Genomic DNA, 18939 nt, shown 5'->3' on the forward strand with positions numbered 1-18939 from the left:
CGGCACGCTGCTTGCTCACTATGATGGTGCAGACCAGGGCCGCCCCGCGCCTGCGCGCGGCACCAGGACGCCCTCTCCGATCACCTCATCGCCAAGACCATGGAACTCACCCCCCGCGAAAAAGACAAGCTGCTGATCTTCACGGCGGCCCTGCTGGCCGAGCGCCGCAAGGCCCGGGGCCTGAAACTCAACTACCCCGAGGCCATGGCCCTGATCAGCGCGGCCGTGATGGAGGGCGCGCGCGACGGCAAGACCGTGGCCCAGCTCATGAGCGAGGGGCGCACCGTGCTCACGCGCGCCGATGTGATGGAGGGCATCCCCGAGATGATCCCCGACATCCAGGTCGAAGCCACCTTTCCCGATGGCACCAAGCTCGTGACCGTCCACCAACCCATCTTGTAGAGGCGGAAAGCACCTTGTTCATGCCCGCTCACCACGCCAGAACCCACCTGCTCGTCGTTGCAAATGCTCGCCATAGCCCGAGCTATGGCTGTGCTTTGCGCCTAGAGCAGACGGGTTCTGACGCGTTGCTCGGCCACGACCAAGATACTTTCAGCCTCTAAGTTTTTTCCCGGAGACTTTCCCCATGCGCGCATCCCGCACCCTTGCCTTCCTCGCCCTGGCCACGCTGGCCGCGGCCGCCAGCGCCCACACCGATGGCGTGGCGCATTCGCACCATGACTTCTTCAGCGGCTTCACCCACCCGCTGTTCGGGCTGGACCACCTGGCCGCCATGGTGGCCGTGGGCCTGTGGAGCGCCCTGTCGGCACGCCGTGCCGGGCCCGAGCTGCTGTGGGGCCCGGTGGGCTTTGCCAGCCTGCTGCTGGTGGGCGCCGTGATGGGCATGCAGGGCGTGTCAGTGCCGGCTGTGGAGCCGATGATCGCCGCGTCGCTGCTGGCCACCGGCCTGCTGGTGGTGTCGCGCCTGCGCGTACCGGGCATCGTGGCCGCGCTGGGCGTGGGCGTGTTCGCGCTGTTCCATGGCCTGGCCCACGGCTACGAACTGGCCGGCAGCGACAGCGCCTGGCAGACCCTGGCCGGCATGCTGTGCGCCACGGTGCTGCTGCACTGCGCGGGTCTGGCCGCGGGCTGGGCGCTACGCCACCGTACGGTGTGGCTGACCCGCGCGGCCGGTGCCGGCGTGGCCGCCCTGGGCGGCGCCATGCTCATGCAGTTGGCATAGAACCACCTCTGAAAAGGACACGCCACCATGATCCCAGGCGAACTGTTGATCGACGCGGGCGAGCATGCCCTGAACCCCGGGCGCCGCACGCTGACGCTGGTAGTGCGCAATACGGCGGACCGGCCCATCCAGGTGGGCTCGCACTACCACTTTGCCGAGACGAACGGCGCCCTGGGCTTCGACCGCGAGGCCGCGCGCGGCATGCGGCTGAACATCGCCTCGGGTACGGCCGTGCGCTTCGAGCCCGGGCAGGAGCGCACCGTGGAGCTGGTGGACTATGCGGGCGACCGCACGGTCTACGGCTTTCGCGGCCTGGTGCAGGGCGCGCTGTGATGCTGGCCCCTGCCCTTTTCACCCACATTCTTTCCCGCCCCGCGCGGGGCAGCAGCAAAAGGTCTTGAACCATGGCAACCATTGGACGACGCGCCTATGCGGAGATGTTCGGCCCCACCGTGGGCGACCGCGTGCGCCTGGCGGACACCGGCCTGATCGCCGAGGTGGAGGCCGACTACACCCTGCGCGCCGGCGGCTACGGTGAAGAAGTCAAGTTTGGCGGCGGCAAGACCATCCGCGACGGCATGGCGCAAAGCCAGCGCACGCGCGATGCGGGCGCCGTGGACACGGTGCTGACCAATGCCCTGGTCATCGACCACTCAGGCATCTACAAGGCCGACATCGGCCTCAAGGGCGGGCGCATCGTGGCCATCGGCAAGGCCGGCAACCCCGATACGCAGAGCGGCGTGGACATCATCATCGGCGCGGGCACCGAGGTCATCAGCTGCGAGGGCAACATCGTCACCGCGGGTGGCATCGACAGCCACATCCACTTCATCTGCCCGCAGCAGATCGAGGAGGCCCTGGCCTCGGGCGTGACCAGCATGCTGGGCGGCGGCACGGGCCCGGCCACGGGCACGCTGGCCACCACCAGCACCTCGGGCACCTGGAACATGGAGCGCATGCTGCAGGCGGCCGATGCCTTTCCGATGAACCTGGGCTTTCTGGGCAAGGGCAACGCCAGCCTGCCGGCGCCGCTGCGCGAGCAGATCGAGGCCGGGGCCATTGGCCTGAAGCTGCACGAGGACTGGGGCACCACGCCTGCGGCCATCAGCAACTGCCTGGACGTGGCCGAGGAGACGGACACGCAGGTCGCCATCCACAGCGACACGCTCAACGAGTCGGGCTTTGTCGAGAACACCATCGCCGCCGTGGGCGGGCGCGGCATATGCGCCTTCCATACCGAGGGCGCGGGCGGCGGCCATGCGCCCGATATTTTGCGCGTGGTGGGCGAGGCGAACTTTTTGCCCTCTTCCACCAACCCCACCATGCCCTACACGGTGAACACGCTGGACGAGCACGTGGACATGCTCATGGTGTGCCACCACCTCGATGCCGGCATTGCCGAGGACCTGGCCTTTGCCGAAAGCCGCATCCGCAAGGAGACCATCGCGGCCGAGGACATCCTGCACGACCTGGGCGCCATCAGCATGATGAGCAGCGACAGCCAGGCCATGGGCCGCGTAGGCGAAGTCATCATCCGCACCTGGCAGACGGCGCACAAGATGAAGGCCCAGCGCGGCACGCTCGAAGGCGACAGTGCGCGCAACGACAACACGCGCATCAAGCGCTACGTGGCCAAATACACCATCAACCCCGCCATCGCGCACGGCATCAGCCACGAGGTGGGCTCCATCGAGGTGGGCAAGTGGGCCGACCTGGTGATCTGGAAGCCGGCGTTCTTCGGCGTGAAGCCAGCCCTCATCCTCAAGGGCGGCTTCATCGCCATGGCGGCCATGGGCGACCCCAATGCCTCCATCCCCACGCCGCAGCCCGTGCACTACCGGCCCATGTTCGGCGCCTTCGGCGGGGCCATCGCGCGCACCTCGCTGACCTTTGTCTCGCAGGCCGGGCTGGCCGCAGGCATTGGCGAGCGCTTCGGACTGGCCAAGAACCTGGTCGCGGTGCGCAACATCCGCGGCGTGCGCAAAGAGCACATGGTGCACAACAGCTACACCCCGCGCATGGAGGTGGACGCACAGACCTACACCGTGCGCGCCGACGGCCAGCTGCTCACCTGCGAGCCCGCCACCGAGCTGCCCATGGCGCAGCGATACTTCCTGTTCTGACCGAAGCCCGAACCAGGAGTGCTGCCCATGCTGCCCGAAACCCATCTGCTGCTCGCCTTTGCCGGCGCCAGCCTGGTGCTGGCGCTCACCCCCGGCCCTGCGGTGGTCTACATCGTGGCGCGCACGGTGGCGCAGGGCCGTGCCTGCGGCCTGGCTTCCGTGCTGGGCGTGGCGCTGGGCAACCTGGGCAATGCCATCGGCGCGGCGCTGGGTCTGGCGGCGCTGTTCGCCGTGTCGTCGGCCGCCTTCACCGTGGTGAAGTGGGCGGGGGCCGCCTACCTCGTGTACCTGGGCCTGCGCATGTGGTTCGCAACCCCTGCAAGTGCCGCCGATGGTTCGAAGACCGGCGCGCGGCAGCCGCTGCGCCGCGTGTTCCGCGACGGCTTCGTGGTAGCCCTGCTCAACCCCAAGACCAGCCTGTTCTTCGCCGCCTTCCTGCCGCAGTTCATGGACGCACAGGGCAGCGCGCTGGCGCAGACCCTGGCGCTGGGCTGCACCTTCGTGGCCATAGCGGCCTGCACCGATCTGTTCTATGTGCTGGCCGCCAGCCTGGTCGCCCCCCGCCTGGGCCAGGCCACGCGCCATGCCGTGTGGGGCAACCGGCTGGCCGGCACTTCCTTCATCGGCCTGGGCGTGCTCACGGCCATGGGCTCGCGCCCCACCACGCGCTGAGCCCACCTTCCTTCCTACCGCATTGGCATTCATGATTTCCGTCGGAAAAATCCTCGTCCAAGGCCATGGCCTGGCGCCCGTGCTGCTCAAGCGCGCTCCCACCGTCGAACTCGACTGGGACGTGCGCCAGAAGAGCCGCTTTTCCACCACCGACTCCAGCGGGCGCGAGCTGGGCGTGTTCCTGCCCCGAGGCACCGTGGTGCGTGGCGGCGATGTGCTGGTGGCCGAAGACGGCTCGCTGGTGCGCGTGCTGGCCGCGCCGCAGGCGGTGCTCTACATCACCCACTGCAAGAACCACGGCACGCCCTTCGACCTGGTGCGCGCCGCCTACCACCTGGGCAACCGCCATGTGCCCATCGAGCTGCAGCCCGACCACCTGAAGATCGAGCCCGACCATGTGCTGGCCGACATGCTGCGCGCCATGCACCTGATCGTGCAGGCGAAGGACATGGCCTTCGAGCCCGAGGGCGGCGCCTATGCGGCCGGGCATGGCGGCGGGCACGGCCACCACCATGGCCACGAGCACCACCACGATGACCACGGGCACGACCACGCCCATGCCGGCCACAGCCACGACCATGACCACGACCACGGGCATTCGCACGATGACCATGCGCACGGCGACCACGGCCACAAGCATGCGCACTGACGGCGCTGCACCCAGGCGCTGCCAGCCATGATGATGCGCGAGCCCCCGGCCCCGACGGCCCTGCCCGCGGCCAGCCTGCTACAGCTGATCTGGCTGGCATCGCCTGCGCTGCCCGTGGGCGGGTTCTCGTATTCCGAAGGGCTGGAGAGTGCCATCGAAAGCGCCGGTGTCGGCTCCGAGGCCGCCGTGGCCGCCTGGCTGCTGGACCAGTTGCACATCACCCAGGCGCGCGGCGACCTGGCCGTGGTGGCCCAGGCCGTGGGCGCCTGGCGCCAGAGCGACATGGACCATGTGAAAAGCCTCAACGACTGGGTGCTGCACACGCGCGAGACCAGCGAGCTGCGCCTGCAGACCGAGCAGATGGGCCGCTCGCTCGCCGACTGGCTGCGCAACCAGCACCAGGGCGATGCGGCACGCATGCCCGCCGTGCAGGCCCTGGCCGCGCTGCCGCCCACCTACCCCGTGGCCTTTGCGCTGGCCGCATCCACCACCGAGGCCTCGGTCTACGACGTGCTGCTGGCCTTTGCCTTTGGCTGGGCCGAGAACATGGTGCAGGCCGCGCTCAAGTCCATGGCCCTGGGCCAGAGCGCGGGCCAGCGCATCCTGGCCAAACTGGCCCAGGCCATCCCCGAAGCCGCCACCTGCGCGCTGGCGCTGCCCGATGGCGAGCGCCAGGCCTTTTCGCCCATGCTGGCCATTCTCTCGGCCCGGCACGAAACCCAATACTCCCGCCTTTTCAGATCATGACGACCACCACGACCCACACCAGCCCCCTGCACCACGTCCCCAACCGCACCAAGCACCTGCCCCCGCTGCGCGTGGGCATCGGCGGCCCTGTGGGCTCGGGCAAGACCACCCTGCTGGAAATGCTGTGCAAGGCCATGCGCGACGACTACGACCTGATCGCCATCACCAACGACATCTACACCAAGGAAGACCAGCGCCTGCTCACGGTGAGCGGCGCCCTGCCAGCCGAGCGCATCCTGGGCGTGGAAACCGGCGGCTGCCCGCACACGGCAATCCGCGAAGACGCCTCGATCAACCTCGAAGCCATCGACCGCATGCTGGGCCAGTTCCCCAATGCCGACGTGGTGTTCGTGGAGAGCGGCGGCGACAACCTGGCCGCCACCTTCAGCCCCGAGCTGTCGGACCTGACCATCTACGTGATCGACGTGGCCGCGGGCGAGAAGATCCCGCGCAAGGGCGGCCCCGGCATCACCAAGAGCGATCTGTTCATCATCAACAAGACCGATTTGGCCCCGCATGTGGGTGCCGACCTCGGCGTCATGGAATCGGACACCGTGCGCATGCGCACCACCCCCCAGGGCCTGCGCCCCTTCGTGATGACCAACCTGAAAACCCTGGCCGGCCTGAACGAGGTGGTGCGCTTCATCGAGACCAAGGGCATGCTGACCAAGGCGAGGGGCTGATCACGTTGACCGGGGTGGCCGGTCATTTCCGTGGACTAGAATACGCGCCTTCCCTCCCGGAGACTTGGGTGAGCGGTTTAAACCAGCAGTCTTGAAAACTGCCGACGGGCAACCGTCCGTGAGTTCGAATCTCACAGTCTCCGCCAGAACATCCATGGACAAGCGCCTTTCGGGCGCTTTTTTTATTTTGCCCGTCCCCACAGCAGATGGGTATCTGCGAGCGCTCTACTCAACATAGGACAGCGGCAGCGCCGTCGTGAACTTCAGCTCCTCCATCGCAAAACTGGACGACACATCGAACAACTGGGTACCGGCAATCAGGCGCTTGTACACCTTGCCGTAGGCGGCGATGTCGGGCACCACGACGCGCAGCAGGTAGTCCACGTCACCGCTCATGCGGTAGAACTCCACCACCTCGGGAATGGCCTGGACCGTGGCGCGAAAGCGCTCGAACCACTCCTCGGTGTGGGTGCTCGTGCGCACCGACACGAACACCGTGACCCCTACGTTCACCTTGGCAGCGTCCACCAGGGCGACCTGGCGGGTGATCACGCCCATCTCCTTGAGGCGCTGGACGCGCCGCCAGCAGGGGGTGGACGAGAGGCCCACGCGGGCGGCCATGTCCGCGATGGGTGTTTCGGCATCGACCTGAAGAATCTCTATCAACTTGCAATCAATAGAATCCAATTTTATTGTGGCCATGATTTGGGGATTTTTATTCCAATTTTATGGCCTATTCTTGGAAAGATTGCAAGCCCTTGCTGCGGTGATCCGCCGAGAATTTGGCGCCATGGAAGAAATTTATCTCGATGCCAACGCCACGACACCGGTACTCCCCCAGGGCCGCATGGCGGCGCTGGAGGCGATGGGCGAAGCCTTTGGCAACCCCAGCAGCATCCATGGCAGTGGCCTGAAGGCGCGGGCGCTCATGGAGCAGGTGCGGGACCGCGCTCGCCGCTTGCTGGGTGCGGCCGGTGGCCAACTGTGCTTCACCAGCGGCGCAACCGAGGGCATACAGACCGCCGTGCTGTCGGCCCTGACCGAGCTGCGCCGCCGGCGCGATGCCGGAGACACCCAACAACCCCTGCTGCTGCTCTATGGGGCCACCGAACACAAGGCGGTGCCGGAAGCACTCAGGCACTGGAATGACCTGCTGGGCCTGCACTGGCCGGTGCGCGCCATCCCGGTGGACCACCAGGGCCGGCACGATCTGGCCTGGCTGCGCCAGCAGGCGCCGCAGGCCGGCCTGGTATGCACGATGGCAGCCAACAACGAGACCGGTGTGGTCAGCGACCTCGACGGCATCCGCGCGGCGCTGGCGGACAGCAGCGCGCTGTGGCTGGTCGACAGCGTGCAGGCCCTGGGCAAATTGCCCCTGCATCTGGCCGAGCGCCGCATCGACTACGCGCCCTTTTCCGGGCACAAGCTCTATGCGCCCAAGGGCATCGGCATGCTGTACGTGCGCGAAGGCGCACCCTTCACCCCGCTGATGACAGGCGGCGGGCAGGAAGGCGCGCTGCGCGCAGGGACCGAGAACATCGCAGGCATTGCCGCGCTGGGCGAGGTGCTGCGGGCGCTGGAAGCGGGAGACACCTTCGCGAACCAGGAGACGCTGTGGGCACACCGCGAGCGCCTGGCGCTGGCGCTGACCGAGGCCTTTCCCGGGCTGGTGTTCAATGCCCCGCCATCACTGTGCCTGCCGACGACGCTGAACTTCGCCGTGCCCGGCCTCGCGTCCAGGCTGCTACTGGACCTGTTCGACGCCGCCGGTCTGCGTGTCAGCGGTGGTTCGGCCTGCAGCGCGGCCAAGGCCCAGCCCAGCTATGTGCTGGAGGCCATGGGCCTGCCCGCCTGGCAGAGTTCGGCGGCCGTGCGCCTGTCCTTCGGGGCAGCCGACTCCTCCGAGCTCATCGAGCGTGCCTGTGCGCGCATTCGGGCCTGCGGCGCGTCGCTGCGCGCCCATGGCTTGACGGTCCATGCACCCGCCGGCAACACCACGCCCACCGGTCTGGTGACCCGCTTCGTGGTCGATGGCGCATGCTGCTACCTGGTGGCCGATGCGGCCCGCCGCCACTGCGTGCTCATAGACCCCCTGCCCGCACATAGCGAACAGATCACGCAGTGGCAGCGCCGCCACGACCACACCCTGGTGGCCGTGCTGGCAACCACAAACCGCATCGAGCATGCCGCAGCGGTGGCCACCCTGAGCGCCGCCTTCCCGGAGTCCATGCAGGCCTTGGGCTCCGTGGAACCCTTGGGGTGGCCGCAGGGCGAGCGCCAGATTCAGCTGGATCACCACCGCATCACGCGGCTGGCGCCCCCGGGAGGCAGCGCCGATGCAAGCGTCTATGTCCTGCACACGCCCGACCAGGGCCAACTGGCCTTTGTGGGAGCTTCCGCCATGGCGGACGACACAGGCTCCCTGAACTGGTTGACCCCGGCCTTGGCACCCCATGCGCTGCTGCTGCCCGGCCACGATGAGGCACAGCATTTCGCCTGGACCCTTGGCCAGCCATCACGCCCCAAGGCGCTGCATGCCGAACCAGAGGCCCTGGCGCTGTCCCGCGAGCGCCTGCACCTGCAGTTCCAGACGTCCCCTGCCCCGCTTCTGGTCGATGTGCGTGAGCTTTATGAGCACGCGCTGGGCGGCAGGCCCGACCTGGGGCAAGGCATCCAGCCGAAAGTGCAGGCGGTTCCGCTGGGCAGCCTGCTCAATGCCTTGCCCGTCTGGCTCAAGCTGGAGGCCGATAGGCCCGTGCTGTTCTACTGCCGCAGCGGCAACCGCAGCGCACAGGCGGCGCGCGCACTGCGCCGCCTGGGCCATGCCAACGCCTGGAGCCTGGAGGGCGGCCTGGCGCTTTGGATGGCGCAGGCAACACCGCAAGCCCCTGCCCGCTGAACGGATGCAAGGGCCAGAGCGTTCATTCCATCGGCTGCGCCCCTGGTTGCGCATGGCTTCTGGAGGGCACGCACAGATAAAATCGCTCACGCATCCAAGTTTCTGCGACCACGGCCTCTGCCAGTGACAGGAACCCCAGGCGCCCTTTGGGGCGCTTTTTTCTTCTGGATACCTCCTGCTGCTGCACACATGACCGCAAGCCCCGATCCAAGCCCCCTTCGCAAACCCCTCCTCATCGTTGCCGCCGGCAAGACCTTTCCCGGCATCCGCGAGGCCCTGGGTGATTTCGACGACTGGATCGCCGCTGGTCTGGGGGACGCACTTCCCCTGCTGCGCATCGATGCGCAGCAGGAGGCTGCCAGGCTACCCGACCCGACCGAACTGTCGGCCGTGGTGGTCAGTGGTTCGCATGCCATGGTGTCGCACCGCGAGCCCTGGAGCGAGCATTTGGCGCTGTGGATGCGCCGCTGCGTCGAAGCCCAGGTGCCGGTGCTCGGCATCTGCTACGGGCACCAGTTGCTGGCGCATGCATTCGGCGGCCATGTGGACGATCTGCCGCGCGGGCCGGAGGTGGGCACGCACACCGTGCGCCTGACGGCCGAGGCTGCGCAGGACACCTTGTTCGCGGGGCTGCCGGGGCAGTTTCCCGCACAGTTGGTGCACTACCAGTCGGTGCTGCGCCTGCCGGACGGGGCCGTGCTGCTGGCGCGCAGCGAACTGGAGCCACACCAGGCCTTTCGCGTGGGCGGCTGCGGTTGGGGCGTTCAGTTCCACCCGGAGTTTTCAGCGCGGGCCATGCAGGCCTATGTGGAGCATGTCCAGGAAGCACGGAATGCACACGTCAGCGATACGTCCGAGGCGGGCAGCGTGCTCGGCCGGTTCGCAGCGATGGTGGTGGCGGGGAGCTGAGACCGGAGGTTCGTCGTGCCCTACCAGGGCACCATGATGGCGATCAGCAAAAAGCCCACGATGACGCCGAGGACGGCCACCGTGCGGCCGGTGGCAAACCGGTTGCGGCCCGAGGAATGGGGCACCTGGCCGGAAGAGGGAGAGCGGGGTGGGGACATGGCAGGCTCCTGGGGCAAATGGTGATTCAATGCCCCTACCTTAGGTCCGGCGCCGGGCGGGCCGCGTAAGACAAGGCTGCATCCGGGGCGGCGACAAACGGCCGATCTGCAGGCCCCAGTTCCCGCACACGCCCCCGGTGCAATGCATCCACGGGACAATGCAGGCCGGCGCACACGCTCGGCGCCAAGCTGTCCCCATGACCCCCCAGACCCTGCTCACCGCGCTGCTGCCCCTGATGGCCGACCTGGCGCAAGACCTGCCTGAGGCCGAGCGCCACCGGCGCCTGCTGGAGGCCCTGCGCGTGCTGCTGCCCTGCGATGCCACGGCCCTGCTGCGGCTCGACGGCGAGTGGCTGGTGCCGATGGCCGTCAACGGTCTGTCGCGCGACACGATGGGGCGGCGCTTTCGTGTGGCCGAGCACCCGCGCTTCACGCAACTGCTGGCCGCCAGCGGCCCGGTGCGCTTTGCCGCCGACTGCGGCCTGCCCGACCCCTTCGACGGGCTGGTGGACGGCCTGCAAGGCCATCTGCCGGTGCACGACTGCATGGGCTGCGCGCTGCAGGTGGACGGCAGGCCCTGGGGCATGATCACGCTGGACGCACTGGAGGTGGGCCGTTTCTCGCGCGTGGCGCAGCCCACGCTGCAGGCCTTTGCCAGCCTGGCGGCCGCCAGCGTGGCGGTAGCCACCCGCCTGCATGGCCTTGCGGCCGAGGCCGAGGGCGAGCGCCAGCGTGCCGAGACCTATGCCACCCAGGCGGCCGGCGTGCGCGGCGGGCCGCGCCAGCTTATCGGCCACAGCACGGCACACAAGCGCCTGCTCAAGGAGATCGCACTGGCCGGCCCGACCGAGCTGTGCGTGCTGATCCAGGGCGAGACCGGCACCGGCAAGGAGCTGGTGGCGCAGGCGCTGCATGCCGCATCGCCGCGCGCCAAACGCCCGATGGTCAGCATCAACTGCGCGGCCCTGCCCGACGCCCTGGTGGAAAGCGAGCTCTTCGGCCATGTGCGCGGCGCCTTCACCGGTGCCGTGGGCGAGCGGCGCGGCAAGTTCGAGCTGGCCGATGGCGGCACCCTGTTCCTCGACGAAGTGGCCGAACTGCCGCTGCCGGTGCAGGCCAAGCTGCTGCGCGTGCTGCAAAGCGGCCAACTGCAGCGCCTGGGTTCGGACCGCGAGCACCGGGTGGATGTGCGCGTGATTGCCGCGACCAACCGCGACTTGGCGCAGGAGGTGCGCGATGGCCGCATGCGGGCGGATTTCTACCACCGCCTGAGCGTGTACCCACTGCACGTACCGCCGCTGCGCGAGCGCGGGCGCGATGTGCTGCCCATCGGCGGCTTTTTCCTGGAGGAGGCGCGCTCGCGCATGGGCCTGGGTGCCGTGCGGCTGGATACCGCGGCCCAGGCCGCCCTGCTGGCCTACCGCTGGCCAGGCAATGTGCGCGAGCTGGAACACCTGCTGGGCCGCAGCGTGGTCAAGGCGCTGGGCCGGCATGCGCAGCGCCCCCGCATCCTCACCCTCTCGGCCGAGGACCTGGACCTCGGCAATACGAACAACGCGGCCAATCCCATGGCACCACCGTCCGCACCCGAGGCGCCCGCCGGCGGCCCCCTGGGCCTGCGCGGCGCCGTGGCGCAGCTGGAGCGGCGCATGGTGCTCGACGCGCTGGCGCAGCACGGCCAGCAATGGGCACCGGCGGCGCGGGCCTTGGGCATCGACCCTGCCAACCTGGCGCGCATGGCCAAGCGCCTCGGCATAGAGCGGGCGCCTTCCTGAGCCGCCTGTTTGTTTATTCCAGCGCCGACGCGGGCCCGAAGAACTCGAAGCGCGACTGCGCATCGGGCACGCCCCAGTTGCGCAGCCCGCGGCGCACCTGCTGCATGAAGGGCTTGGGGCCGAGGAAGTAGGCATCCACGTCGCGCGTGCCGCCGGGCAGCCAGCGCTCCAGCAGGTCCTCGTCGAGCCGGCCCACGGCGTGCGGCAGGCCGGGGGCGCCCTGGGTCACCTCGTCGTAGCAGTAGTAGCGCTGCAGCAGCCCCGGATGGCGCGTGGTGGCCTCTTCGATCTGCTCGCGAAAGGCATGCACCTCGCCATTGCGCGCGCAGTGGATGAAGGTCACCGGGCGCTCGGCGGCCAGCGCCTGCTCCATCAGGGCCAGGGTGGGCGTGATGCCCACGCCGCCGCTGATCAGCACCACGGGCCGCTCGCCCTCGCTCAGCACGAAGCCGCCCGACGGGGGCAGGAGGTGCAGGGTATCGCCCGCGTGCACCTGGTCGTGCAGGTGGTTCGATGCCATGCCGCCCGGCTCGCGCTTGACGCTGATGCGGTAGCTGCGCCCGTTGGGCGCAGCCGACAGCGAGTAGTTGCGCCGGATGTCCCTTCCCTCCACGGTCAGGCACAGGCCGATGTACTGGCCCGGCGCAAAGTCCATGAGCGCGCCGCCATCGGCCGGCACCAGGTGGAAGGACGTGATCTCCGCGCTCTCGCGCACCTTGCGCTGCACCGTGAAGGCACGCTGCCCACGCCAGCCGCCCGGTGCCGCAGCCTGCGCGTCGTAGCGCGCGCGCTCGGCGTCGATCAGGATGTCGGCCAGCTGCCCATAGGCGGCCGTCCAGGCGTCCATTACCGCGTCGGTCGCCACCTCGGCGCCCAGCACGTCACGGATGGCGCGCAGCAGGCAGCGGCCGACGATGGGGTAGTGCTCGGGCAGCACCTGCAGCGCCACGTGCTTGTTCACGATCTGCGTGGCCAGCGGGCCCATGGCTTCGAGCCGATCGATGTGTTTCGCATACATCAGCACGCCATTGGACAGCGCGCGCGGCTGGTCGCCCTTGGCCTGGTGGGTCTCGTTGAAGAAGGGCCGCACCTCGGGGTGCTCGGCCAGCAGCATCTTGTAGAAATAGGTGGTGAGCGCCTCGCCCCCTTGTTCGAGCAGGGGCACGGTGGACGAAACGATGGCGCGTTGGGAATCGGTGAGCATGGCGGGGGACACAGGAGTCGAGTGGATGAGACCCTGTAGAGTGCAACCCCCGTGCCGCCGCGCGCAGCCTTTGCGATCAATGGCTTACGTCAATCACCGGTCAAAACGACTGCATGGGTGGCGGGTCATTTCGACCACGCACAGTCGAAATGACTGCCACGCGCCAAGGCCTGTACCCGTCCTTTATGCCAGACGGCCGCGCCGCGCGGCCAGACCTAGGCAGCAGTCGCAGACAGTGCTGTAGCACGGCAAGGCGAACCAACTATCGTTTGCGGTTGGAAGCAAATCGTATCAGTCGCGACTGGGCACGTGGATGCCCTTGAGCAGTTGGCGCACGGACTCCTCGACCTGGTCATTGTTGTTGAGGGCCGGGCGGCCGTCCGCGACCAGGCGTTTGATCAGCGACAGCAGCGAATCGATCTCGATGGGCTTGATCAGGAAGGCGTCGTATCCATCGAAGATCCGGCGCACCACGTCCTCGCTGGTCGCGCTCATGAAGACGAAGGGGATCTGTGCCAGTGCCTCGTCCTGCCGGACTGCCTGCCCTAACTCTCCACCGTTCATGATGGGCATCATGAAATCGGACAGGATCAAGGCCGGCTTTTCACCATCGCGCAGAATATCCAGCGCGTGCTTGCCATTGGACGCCACCGCCACCCGGTAGCCTTCGGCTTCGAGCAGCAACTGCAGTATTTCGGCGTTGCCGTATTCGTCCTCGACGACCAGTAGCATATTCATCGAGACGGTCTTTCTTCAGACGTTGAGAAGCCCACCCGCCTTGAGCGGAGAAACGAAAATGTTTACCTGCGACTGCGTGGCCCCGCCACCGCGCACCTTGGTGATCAAGACCAGTCGCTCATTCACCGGCCTGTCCTTCGCGGCCACAGAGTCAAAAGCGAACACGTTGTCGAACCACCCTGTCACGCCATCGGCCAAAGGCGTTCCAGCCGCGACAGCCAGGGCATCCGGGTCCACGGTGAAAAAAGAAGTCACTCCGCGCCGCCGCAGCTCGGTCAGCAGGCGGCCCAGGAAACGGTACCCACGTTCAGGAAACGCCAGCGTGTCGGCCAATCCCGCCACCCCATCCACCACCAGCCGGCGGATCTTGAGCTCATCCACCAGGCGCAGCAGCTTGTGCCCCATCTCATCCATCGATTCGTCTTCGTGGCCCATATTTTTGATGACCAGTGCACCTGATCCCACCGCTGCTTCCACCCCCAAGCCCAACTCTGAGCCAAACCGCCTCAGATCGCCGGCCAGCTCGGTACACGACAACACCAGCCCTGGATCAACAGGGGTGGACGCTGCTGCGAATGCGAGCGCGAAAGTGGTTTTGCCGCTACCAGTTTGCCCGATCACCGCCGACGCACTGCCAGTGAACAGGCCGCGACCGTGTAGGACAGCGTCCAGCGCGGGCACGCCGGTCGAAATGGTGGAGGCGCCCAGCCTGGCGTTGGCGTCCACCAGGGGCAGGCTTTCCAGGCGGGGGAAGAACTGCAGTCCCTGCGTTGATATGCAGAAGGTATGCTGCCCACGGATGACCTGGCTGCCACGGAACTTGCGCACCTGCATGCGGCGCTCGGCGCGCCAGTGAAAGCCGTGGTCTTCGAAAGAAAAGATGCCGTCCACCATGGTCTGCTCTGCGCTCAGGGCGTTTCCATGGCCACTGGTGAGCACCAGGCAGGTGCAGGACATGGCACTCACCAAGCTCTGCAGTTCGTGCACGAACTGGCGCACCGAGTCGTTGGTCATCGTCTCCAGGTTGTCGACCACCAAGCCATCGATCACCAGCAAGGTCGCACGGTGGCGCATCAGCTCACCGCGCAGCAGGCCCACCACCGCCTTCAGCCCCCCCTGGTCCAGCTCGCGGTAGCCGCTGACGTAGAACACCGTCGCGCTCACCTCCTGCTGGTCGAAGAAGATCTGCTGCTCCATGTGCTGCAGCATGCGCGCATGCGATTCCGCCAGCATGGTGACGTACAGCGTGCGTATCTCGCGCCGCGCCAGGGTGTAGGCGATCTGGTTGGCCAGCGTGGTCTTGCCCACGCCCGGCGGCCCTTCGAAGATGTAGACACCTCCCTCGAACAGGCCACCGTTGAGGATATCGTCCAGGCCTTCGACCAGGGTGGGCAAACGTTTCATTTTTTGTGCGGTGGTAGAGATCGGCCATGCAAGAGGCGCCGTACGGCAGCCTCGGACCAGGGTGTTGCATTGCTAGCCGGGAACACCCCATTGTAGGGACGCCGGAAGGGCCCTGACGCGCCCTTCGCCATCCGCGGCCGTCAGACCACCACCAACGGCAGCACTCCGCCCAAGGCACAGCCCGGCGCCCCCCCGCAGCGCGAACAGGCCGGTCAGTTCACTTGTTGAAGCGGCGTCGCCGTCAGATGCAGGCCGTGCCTGGCCTCGTTCGTGTCCATGAGGTAGGACGACACCAGTTGGTGAACACTCAGTTGGTCAAGGTGGGTATCGAGGCGGATGTAGAGGCCGTCGCAGGTCGGCTTGGCCGCACGCAGGCGCGCCTTGGCGCGCGGCAGGGAGCGCACGGCATGCTTGAGCGTGCCCCGCAGCGCCCTGTACGCCTGCAGTACATCGTCCCCGCTGGGGCCTCCCAGGAGCCTCCCCAGGCCTGCAGGGGGGGCATGAACAATCCGGTAGCTGTAGATCATTGCGGCACCTCACTGCCAAACCCGCAACTTACGCCCGGTGCCTGCCAAGGTGTGTAGGCAAAACACCCTTGACGCGGCAAAAAATCACAGGTCTCCAGCGGATGGGCGTTGAAGATCCTCCGGCCCTGCGCATGCGCTGCCTGCCGACCGCACCGGGACGGCGGCGAGCATCCGCGCCCCACAGTCCACAGCCGCCGTGGACCACCCTGTGGACAAGGCCTGTGCAAACCGCGCAAAGCCAATGCCGGTGCGGCTTGCGACGCGCTGCCTGCCAATTGGGCAATGCCCCGCGCAGGGGCCGCGGCAGGGTGCCCATGTGGGCGCTCACCGTCCACAGCCGACGGGGATGACCCTGTGGACAAGCACTGGACATGCACGCCGGAGCAAGCACTGGCGCGGCCTGCAGCACGCTGCCCGCGATTTCATCAGCCCCGCACCGCCGCTGCCCGGGTGCATCGCCGCGAAATTGCCTTGCGCCGGCATTGCACCCGACCAGCGCAGAGTCCACAGCCAGCGTGGATGACCCTGTGGACAAGGCCTGTGCAAACCCCGCAAAGCCAATGCCGGCGCGGCCTGCAACAGGCTGCCTGCAAATTGACCAAGGTTCCGAGGAGGCGATGCGGCAAGGTCCGGCAAGGCCTCGAAAGGCGCCCTGGTGTCCACAGATGGCGTGGATGACTTTGTGGATAAGCCTTGCGCATGTGCGCCAAAACCAGTGTTGGCGCGGGCTGCCACGCGGTGCCCACGAAATCGCCAGCCGGGCCGCGCACCGGTCCCCAGGGCGCGCGGTAAAACAGGCCTGCGCTCCGGCGCACCTGCACGGCCGCGCCGTCCACAGGCGCCGTGGATGACCCTGTGGAAAAGGCCGGGGGATACGCCGCAAAGCCAACACTGGCGCGGCCTGCGACGCTGTGCCTGTTCTTTCATCAGCGCGCCGCCGCGTCCCACGGCATCGGGACGGTAAGTCACTTTTTGGGCCCAGGCAAGCACCCGGCCGCGCTCACGACCGGCCTGCACATGCACCGGGCGCTTTGCGCGTGGCTGCCACCAGGACAAGTCCACAGCCACCGTGGATGACCCTGTGGACAACCCCTGTGCAGGGGTGCCCCGGGCCAGCACCGGCGCGGGTTGCAACCCGGTGCCTGCGATTTCATCAACCGGCCGCCGCGCGCAGCCCGGCAGGCACGGCTTACACTGCCCGCTGGAGGTGTGCCATGGAACCACATTCGTCGCCCGCGGCCGGCAGAGGCCCCTTTGTGCTGGACGTTGCGAGGATCGCGCTGGGCGTGTTCATCGGTGGCCTGGCCGCCCTGTTCGCCCATGACGCCATCGTCGGGCCACAGCCCTCGGCTCCGCCGCCACCACCCCCTCCGGCGGTGAGCATGCCGTCCAAACCCGTGGGCCAGGACAGCGGCGGCACCGCCAGCGGCAACACCGGCACACAGGCGGCTGCGCCACCCCTGCCAGCCCAGCCCGAGCCGCCGTCGCCACCACGCCCTGCGCCGCCCGCCCCGCCTCAGGCCGAGGCCCCGCCTCCGGCGGCCCAGCCCGCGCCGGCCGCACAGGACCCGGCACCGAAGAAGGCCGACGACGACCTCAGGACCGCCCAGGCCCTGGCCGCGCGGCTCGAAGCCGAGCGCCAGCAGCGCCGCGCCGACGCCTGGGCCCGCTACTTCCAGCCCAGCCCGGTGTGCCGCGCCGACCCGACCACGCGTCCCTGCGCCGACGCCCACCTGGCAGCACGCAAGCGCTTCGACGCGCAGTACGTGGACCGCTGAGGGCCTGGATTCGCACTGCAGCAGCCTCGTTCGCCGAAGCCGCGCAAGCGGCCGAAGACCACCGGTGCGGCCCACGCCAGTGCGTCTGCCGCACCATGCCCTTTCACGGCCGGATGCGCGCCGGCACCCGCGTCTCCAGCGCAGGGGCCACGTAGTTCGGCGCAAAGCTGCAGCCCGTGCCGAAGCGTGCCTCCAGCGCCGTGCAGCGCTGGGCCACGCTGGCGGGCGTGGGCTTGGTGCGCGTTTCCACCCAGTCGAGCAGCGAGGTCACCAGGGCCGGGTAGGTCGGATCGCTGATGTAGCTGTGCGTGCCGGTGTTCACAAAGGTCTGCACCAGGCGGTCGCCGCTGCCGCCGCGGTCCATGGTGGTCTTGAAGTAGGCGTCCAGTTCCACGAAGGCCGTCGGATCGCTGATCCATTTGGTGGTGAGCACCGGCACGGGGATGGTGCCCTTGGGGTCGGTATCGTCGGCAAAGCGCTGCACGGCCACCGGGTCGGCGCGGTAGCGCAGCACGCCGGCGTTGAGCGCCGCGTCATCGGCCGAGCCGCTGTACACCACGCCGGTGTTGCCGAAGGGGCTGGCGCCGCCGGTGCGCTTGGCCGTCACGTCCTGGAAGTGGTAGGTGCCCCAGCTCAGGTGGGCCGAGATGGAGCTGGCCGGGATCTTCACCACCTTTTCGATGGTCTCGACCCTGCGCTGCTGCTCGGGTGTGCGCTGGGCAGCGCTCTTGTCCAGGCCCAGGCATTCGTTGGCGCGGGCGTTGAAGTCGTCGCGCGCCAGCGTCAGCGTGGCGGGCAGGCCGAGGTTGAGAGCGTAGCTCGCCTCGGTGGGCCGCGGGTGGTTGTTGCACAGGTACTGGTAGACCACGCGCAGGTCCAGGCGGAAGTCGTACGAACGCGTGCCGCCGGCCAGCACGCCGCTGGTGAGCAGCACGGCGTCATAGGGCTGCGTGCCCACGGTCTGGGCGGTGAACATCTCGGCGGCCTTGGCGGCCACACCCGCACCCCACGACTGCCCGTGCAGCACGGTGCGCTTGGGCACTGCGACATGCTCGTTGAAGATGCGGCGCAGGCGCTCGGTGTCCTCGGCCGCGGCGCGCACTTCCACCCCGCCCTGGCGAAAGGTGGAGCCGGCCCAGGCGTAGCCGGCCTTGACCATGATGGCCCAGCGCACCAGGTCTTCCTGCGCGCGCTCGGCCGTTGGGCGCGGCCAGGTCGGGCCCGCCATGGGCGTGCAGGATCAGGTTGCCGCCCCAGTCCTTGGGCGGTACGAGGGGCCGTCGCTACCGCCGCAGGCGGACAGGAGGGCAATGGCCGAGAGCGTGGACAGGACGGACAGGGTCGACGAAGCGACCGGGCTGCGCGGGCCGGTGGTGGAAGGCATGGATGGTGTCTCCGGTTGTTGTTGTGGCAAAAGCGTGCTCCTCTGCGGAATGCGCGATGAGCACCAAGGCCCACCACAGGGAAACCGACGAGGCCGGTCGCAGGGA

General features: G+C 68.1%; 18 protein-coding genes, 1 tRNA gene and 1 pseudogene. 13 read left to right on the forward strand and 7 right to left on the reverse strand.

Features of this window, described 5'->3' with window-relative positions; genetic code table 11:
- The first annotated feature begins 99 nt into the window (after nucleotides 1–99).
- From AC07X5_RS21810 to AC07X5_RS21850, 9 genes are all read left to right on the forward strand, one after another.
- Nucleotides 100–402 (forward strand): urease subunit gamma, encoded by a 303-nt coding sequence (locus tag AC07X5_RS21810; RefSeq protein ID WP_409960561.1) that lies wholly within the window; start codon nucleotides 100–102, stop codon nucleotides 400–402.
- Between the two features lie 184 nt (nucleotides 403–586).
- Entirely contained in the window at nucleotides 587–1183 is a 597-nt protein-coding gene (locus AC07X5_RS21815; protein ID WP_494771806.1) for a HupE/UreJ family protein, read from the forward strand.
- Between the two features lie 27 nt (nucleotides 1184–1210).
- Nucleotides 1211–1516: an urease subunit beta gene (locus AC07X5_RS21820; RefSeq protein ID WP_184856956.1), complete on the forward strand. Its 306-nt coding sequence runs from the start codon at nucleotides 1211–1213 to the stop codon at nucleotides 1514–1516.
- A gap of 71 nt (nucleotides 1517–1587) precedes the next feature.
- Entirely contained in the window at nucleotides 1588–3306 is a 1719-nt protein-coding gene (ureC, locus tag AC07X5_RS21825) for an urease subunit alpha (RefSeq protein WP_494771807.1), read from the forward strand.
- Nucleotides 3307–3333: 27 nt separating this feature from the next.
- Nucleotides 3334–3978 carry a LysE family translocator gene (locus AC07X5_RS21830; protein WP_409956687.1) on the forward strand — a complete coding sequence of 215 codons (645 nt, stop codon included), beginning with the start codon at nucleotides 3334–3336 and terminating at the stop codon, nucleotides 3976–3978.
- 31 nt (nucleotides 3979–4009) lie between these two features.
- Nucleotides 4010–4627, forward strand: coding sequence for an urease accessory protein UreE (gene ureE, locus AC07X5_RS21835; protein WP_494771808.1), 618 nt, complete (start codon nucleotides 4010–4012; stop codon nucleotides 4625–4627).
- Nucleotides 4628–4657: 30 nt separating this feature from the next.
- Nucleotides 4658–5374: an urease accessory protein UreF gene (locus tag AC07X5_RS21840; RefSeq protein ID WP_494771917.1), complete on the forward strand. Its 717-nt coding sequence runs from the start codon at nucleotides 4658–4660 to the stop codon at nucleotides 5372–5374.
- Nucleotides 5371–6057, forward strand: coding sequence for an urease accessory protein UreG (gene ureG, locus AC07X5_RS21845; RefSeq protein WP_494771809.1), 687 nt, complete (start codon nucleotides 5371–5373; stop codon nucleotides 6055–6057). Before AC07X5_RS21840 ends, ureG begins: the two co-directional genes overlap by 4 nt.
- A gap of 58 nt (nucleotides 6058–6115) precedes the next feature.
- Nucleotides 6116–6203: transfer RNA gene (locus AC07X5_RS21850), tRNA-Ser, on the forward strand.
- A 79-nt stretch (nucleotides 6204–6282) separates the two neighbouring features.
- Here AC07X5_RS21850 and AC07X5_RS21855 read toward each other — a convergent pair.
- Nucleotides 6283–6759: an Lrp/AsnC family transcriptional regulator gene (locus AC07X5_RS21855; RefSeq protein ID WP_494771810.1), complete on the reverse strand. Its 477-nt coding sequence runs from the start codon at nucleotides 6757–6759 to the stop codon at nucleotides 6283–6285.
- An 88-nt stretch (nucleotides 6760–6847) separates the two neighbouring features.
- Here AC07X5_RS21855 and AC07X5_RS21860 point away from each other — a divergent pair, with 88 nt between their 5' ends.
- On the forward strand, nucleotides 6848–8956 hold the full coding sequence (locus tag AC07X5_RS21860) for an aminotransferase class V-fold PLP-dependent enzyme (RefSeq protein ID WP_494771811.1): 2109 nt from the start codon (nucleotides 6848–6850) through the stop codon (nucleotides 8954–8956).
- 189 nt (nucleotides 8957–9145) lie between these two features.
- Nucleotides 9146–9865 carry a glutamine amidotransferase gene (locus AC07X5_RS21865; protein WP_494771812.1) on the forward strand — a complete coding sequence of 240 codons (720 nt, stop codon included), beginning with the start codon at nucleotides 9146–9148 and terminating at the stop codon, nucleotides 9863–9865.
- A gap of 20 nt (nucleotides 9866–9885) precedes the next feature.
- Here the strand turns inward: AC07X5_RS21865 and AC07X5_RS21870 are convergent, their stop codons facing one another.
- Entirely contained in the window at nucleotides 9886–10023 is a 138-nt protein-coding gene (locus AC07X5_RS21870; RefSeq protein WP_409956675.1) for a hypothetical protein, read from the reverse strand.
- Between the two features lie 197 nt (nucleotides 10024–10220).
- Between AC07X5_RS21870 and norR the strand changes: the two genes are divergently transcribed.
- Nucleotides 10221–11798, forward strand: a complete 1578-nt coding sequence (gene norR / locus AC07X5_RS21875; RefSeq protein WP_494771813.1) for a nitric oxide reductase transcriptional regulator NorR — start codon at nucleotides 10221–10223, stop codon at nucleotides 11796–11798.
- A 13-nt stretch (nucleotides 11799–11811) separates the two neighbouring features.
- Here norR and hmpA read toward each other — a convergent pair whose 3' ends face one another.
- The 4 genes from hmpA to AC07X5_RS21895 form a co-directional block, all read right to left on the reverse strand.
- Complete coding sequence (hmpA, locus tag AC07X5_RS21880; RefSeq protein ID WP_494771814.1) at nucleotides 11812–13002, reverse strand: NO-inducible flavohemoprotein; 1191 nt, start codon at nucleotides 13000–13002, stop codon at nucleotides 11812–11814.
- Between the two features lie 291 nt (nucleotides 13003–13293).
- Nucleotides 13294–13740 carry a response regulator gene (locus AC07X5_RS21885; RefSeq protein WP_409956806.1) on the reverse strand — a complete coding sequence of 149 codons (447 nt, stop codon included), beginning with the start codon at nucleotides 13738–13740 and terminating at the stop codon, nucleotides 13294–13296.
- Between the two features lie 15 nt (nucleotides 13741–13755).
- Nucleotides 13756–15135, reverse strand: a complete 1380-nt coding sequence (locus AC07X5_RS21890) for an RAD55 family ATPase (RefSeq protein WP_494771815.1) — start codon at nucleotides 15133–15135, stop codon at nucleotides 13756–13758.
- A 221-nt stretch (nucleotides 15136–15356) separates the two neighbouring features.
- On the reverse strand, nucleotides 15357–15671 hold the full coding sequence (locus tag AC07X5_RS21895; protein ID WP_409956810.1) for a hypothetical protein: 315 nt from the start codon (nucleotides 15669–15671) through the stop codon (nucleotides 15357–15359).
- Nucleotides 15672–16885: 1214 nt separating this feature from the next.
- Here AC07X5_RS21895 and AC07X5_RS21900 point away from each other — a divergent pair.
- Nucleotides 16886–17449, forward strand: coding sequence for a hypothetical protein (locus AC07X5_RS21900; protein ID WP_494771816.1), 564 nt, complete (start codon nucleotides 16886–16888; stop codon nucleotides 17447–17449).
- 103 nt (nucleotides 17450–17552) lie between these two features.
- Here the strand turns inward: AC07X5_RS21900 and AC07X5_RS21905 are convergent.
- A pseudogene (locus AC07X5_RS21905) lies at nucleotides 17553–18833 on the reverse strand (alpha/beta hydrolase).
- Nucleotides 18834–18939: the final 106 nt, after the last annotated feature.

The sequence above is a fragment of the Acidovorax sp. GW458-11-26-14-TSB4 genome, from assembly GCF_059423865.1.

Bases quoted from the DNA above. Each gene is read 5' to 3' on its own strand.
- AC07X5_RS21870 (WP_409956675.1), bottom strand. From the start codon at position 10,023: ATGTCCCCACCCCGCTCTCCCTCTTCCGGCCAGGTGCCCCATTCCTCG.
- AC07X5_RS21900 (WP_494771816.1), top strand. From the start codon at position 16,886: ATGGAACCACATTCGTCGCCCGCGGCCGGCAGAGGCCCCTTTGTGCTG.
- AC07X5_RS21820 (WP_184856956.1), top strand. From the start codon at position 1,211: ATGATCCCAGGCGAACTGTTGATCGACGCGGGCGAGCATGCCCTGAAC.
- AC07X5_RS21885 (WP_409956806.1), bottom strand. From the start codon at position 13,740: ATGAATATGCTACTGGTCGTCGAGGACGAATACGGCAACGCCGAAATA.
- AC07X5_RS21855 (WP_494771810.1), bottom strand. From the start codon at position 6,759: ATGGCCACAATAAAATTGGATTCTATTGATTGCAAGTTGATAGAGATT.
- norR (WP_494771813.1), top strand. From the start codon at position 10,221: ATGACCCCCCAGACCCTGCTCACCGCGCTGCTGCCCCTGATGGCCGAC.
- AC07X5_RS21830 (WP_409956687.1), top strand. From the start codon at position 3,334: ATGCTGCCCGAAACCCATCTGCTGCTCGCCTTTGCCGGCGCCAGCCTG.
- AC07X5_RS21865 (WP_494771812.1), top strand. From the start codon at position 9,146: ATGACCGCAAGCCCCGATCCAAGCCCCCTTCGCAAACCCCTCCTCATC.
- ureE (WP_494771808.1), top strand. From the start codon at position 4,010: ATGATTTCCGTCGGAAAAATCCTCGTCCAAGGCCATGGCCTGGCGCCC.
- AC07X5_RS21860 (WP_494771811.1), top strand. From the start codon at position 6,848: ATGGAAGAAATTTATCTCGATGCCAACGCCACGACACCGGTACTCCCC.
- hmpA (WP_494771814.1), bottom strand. From the start codon at position 13,002: ATGCTCACCGATTCCCAACGCGCCATCGTTTCGTCCACCGTGCCCCTG.
- AC07X5_RS21840 (WP_494771917.1), top strand. From the start codon at position 4,658: ATGATGCGCGAGCCCCCGGCCCCGACGGCCCTGCCCGCGGCCAGCCTG.
- AC07X5_RS21815 (WP_494771806.1), top strand. From the start codon at position 587: ATGCGCGCATCCCGCACCCTTGCCTTCCTCGCCCTGGCCACGCTGGCC.
- AC07X5_RS21810 (WP_409960561.1), top strand. From the start codon at position 100: ATGGAACTCACCCCCCGCGAAAAAGACAAGCTGCTGATCTTCACGGCG.
- ureC (WP_494771807.1), top strand. From the start codon at position 1,588: ATGGCAACCATTGGACGACGCGCCTATGCGGAGATGTTCGGCCCCACC.
- ureG (WP_494771809.1), top strand. From the start codon at position 5,371: ATGACGACCACCACGACCCACACCAGCCCCCTGCACCACGTCCCCAAC.
- AC07X5_RS21895 (WP_409956810.1), bottom strand. From the start codon at position 15,671: ATGATCTACAGCTACCGGATTGTTCATGCCCCCCCTGCAGGCCTGGGG.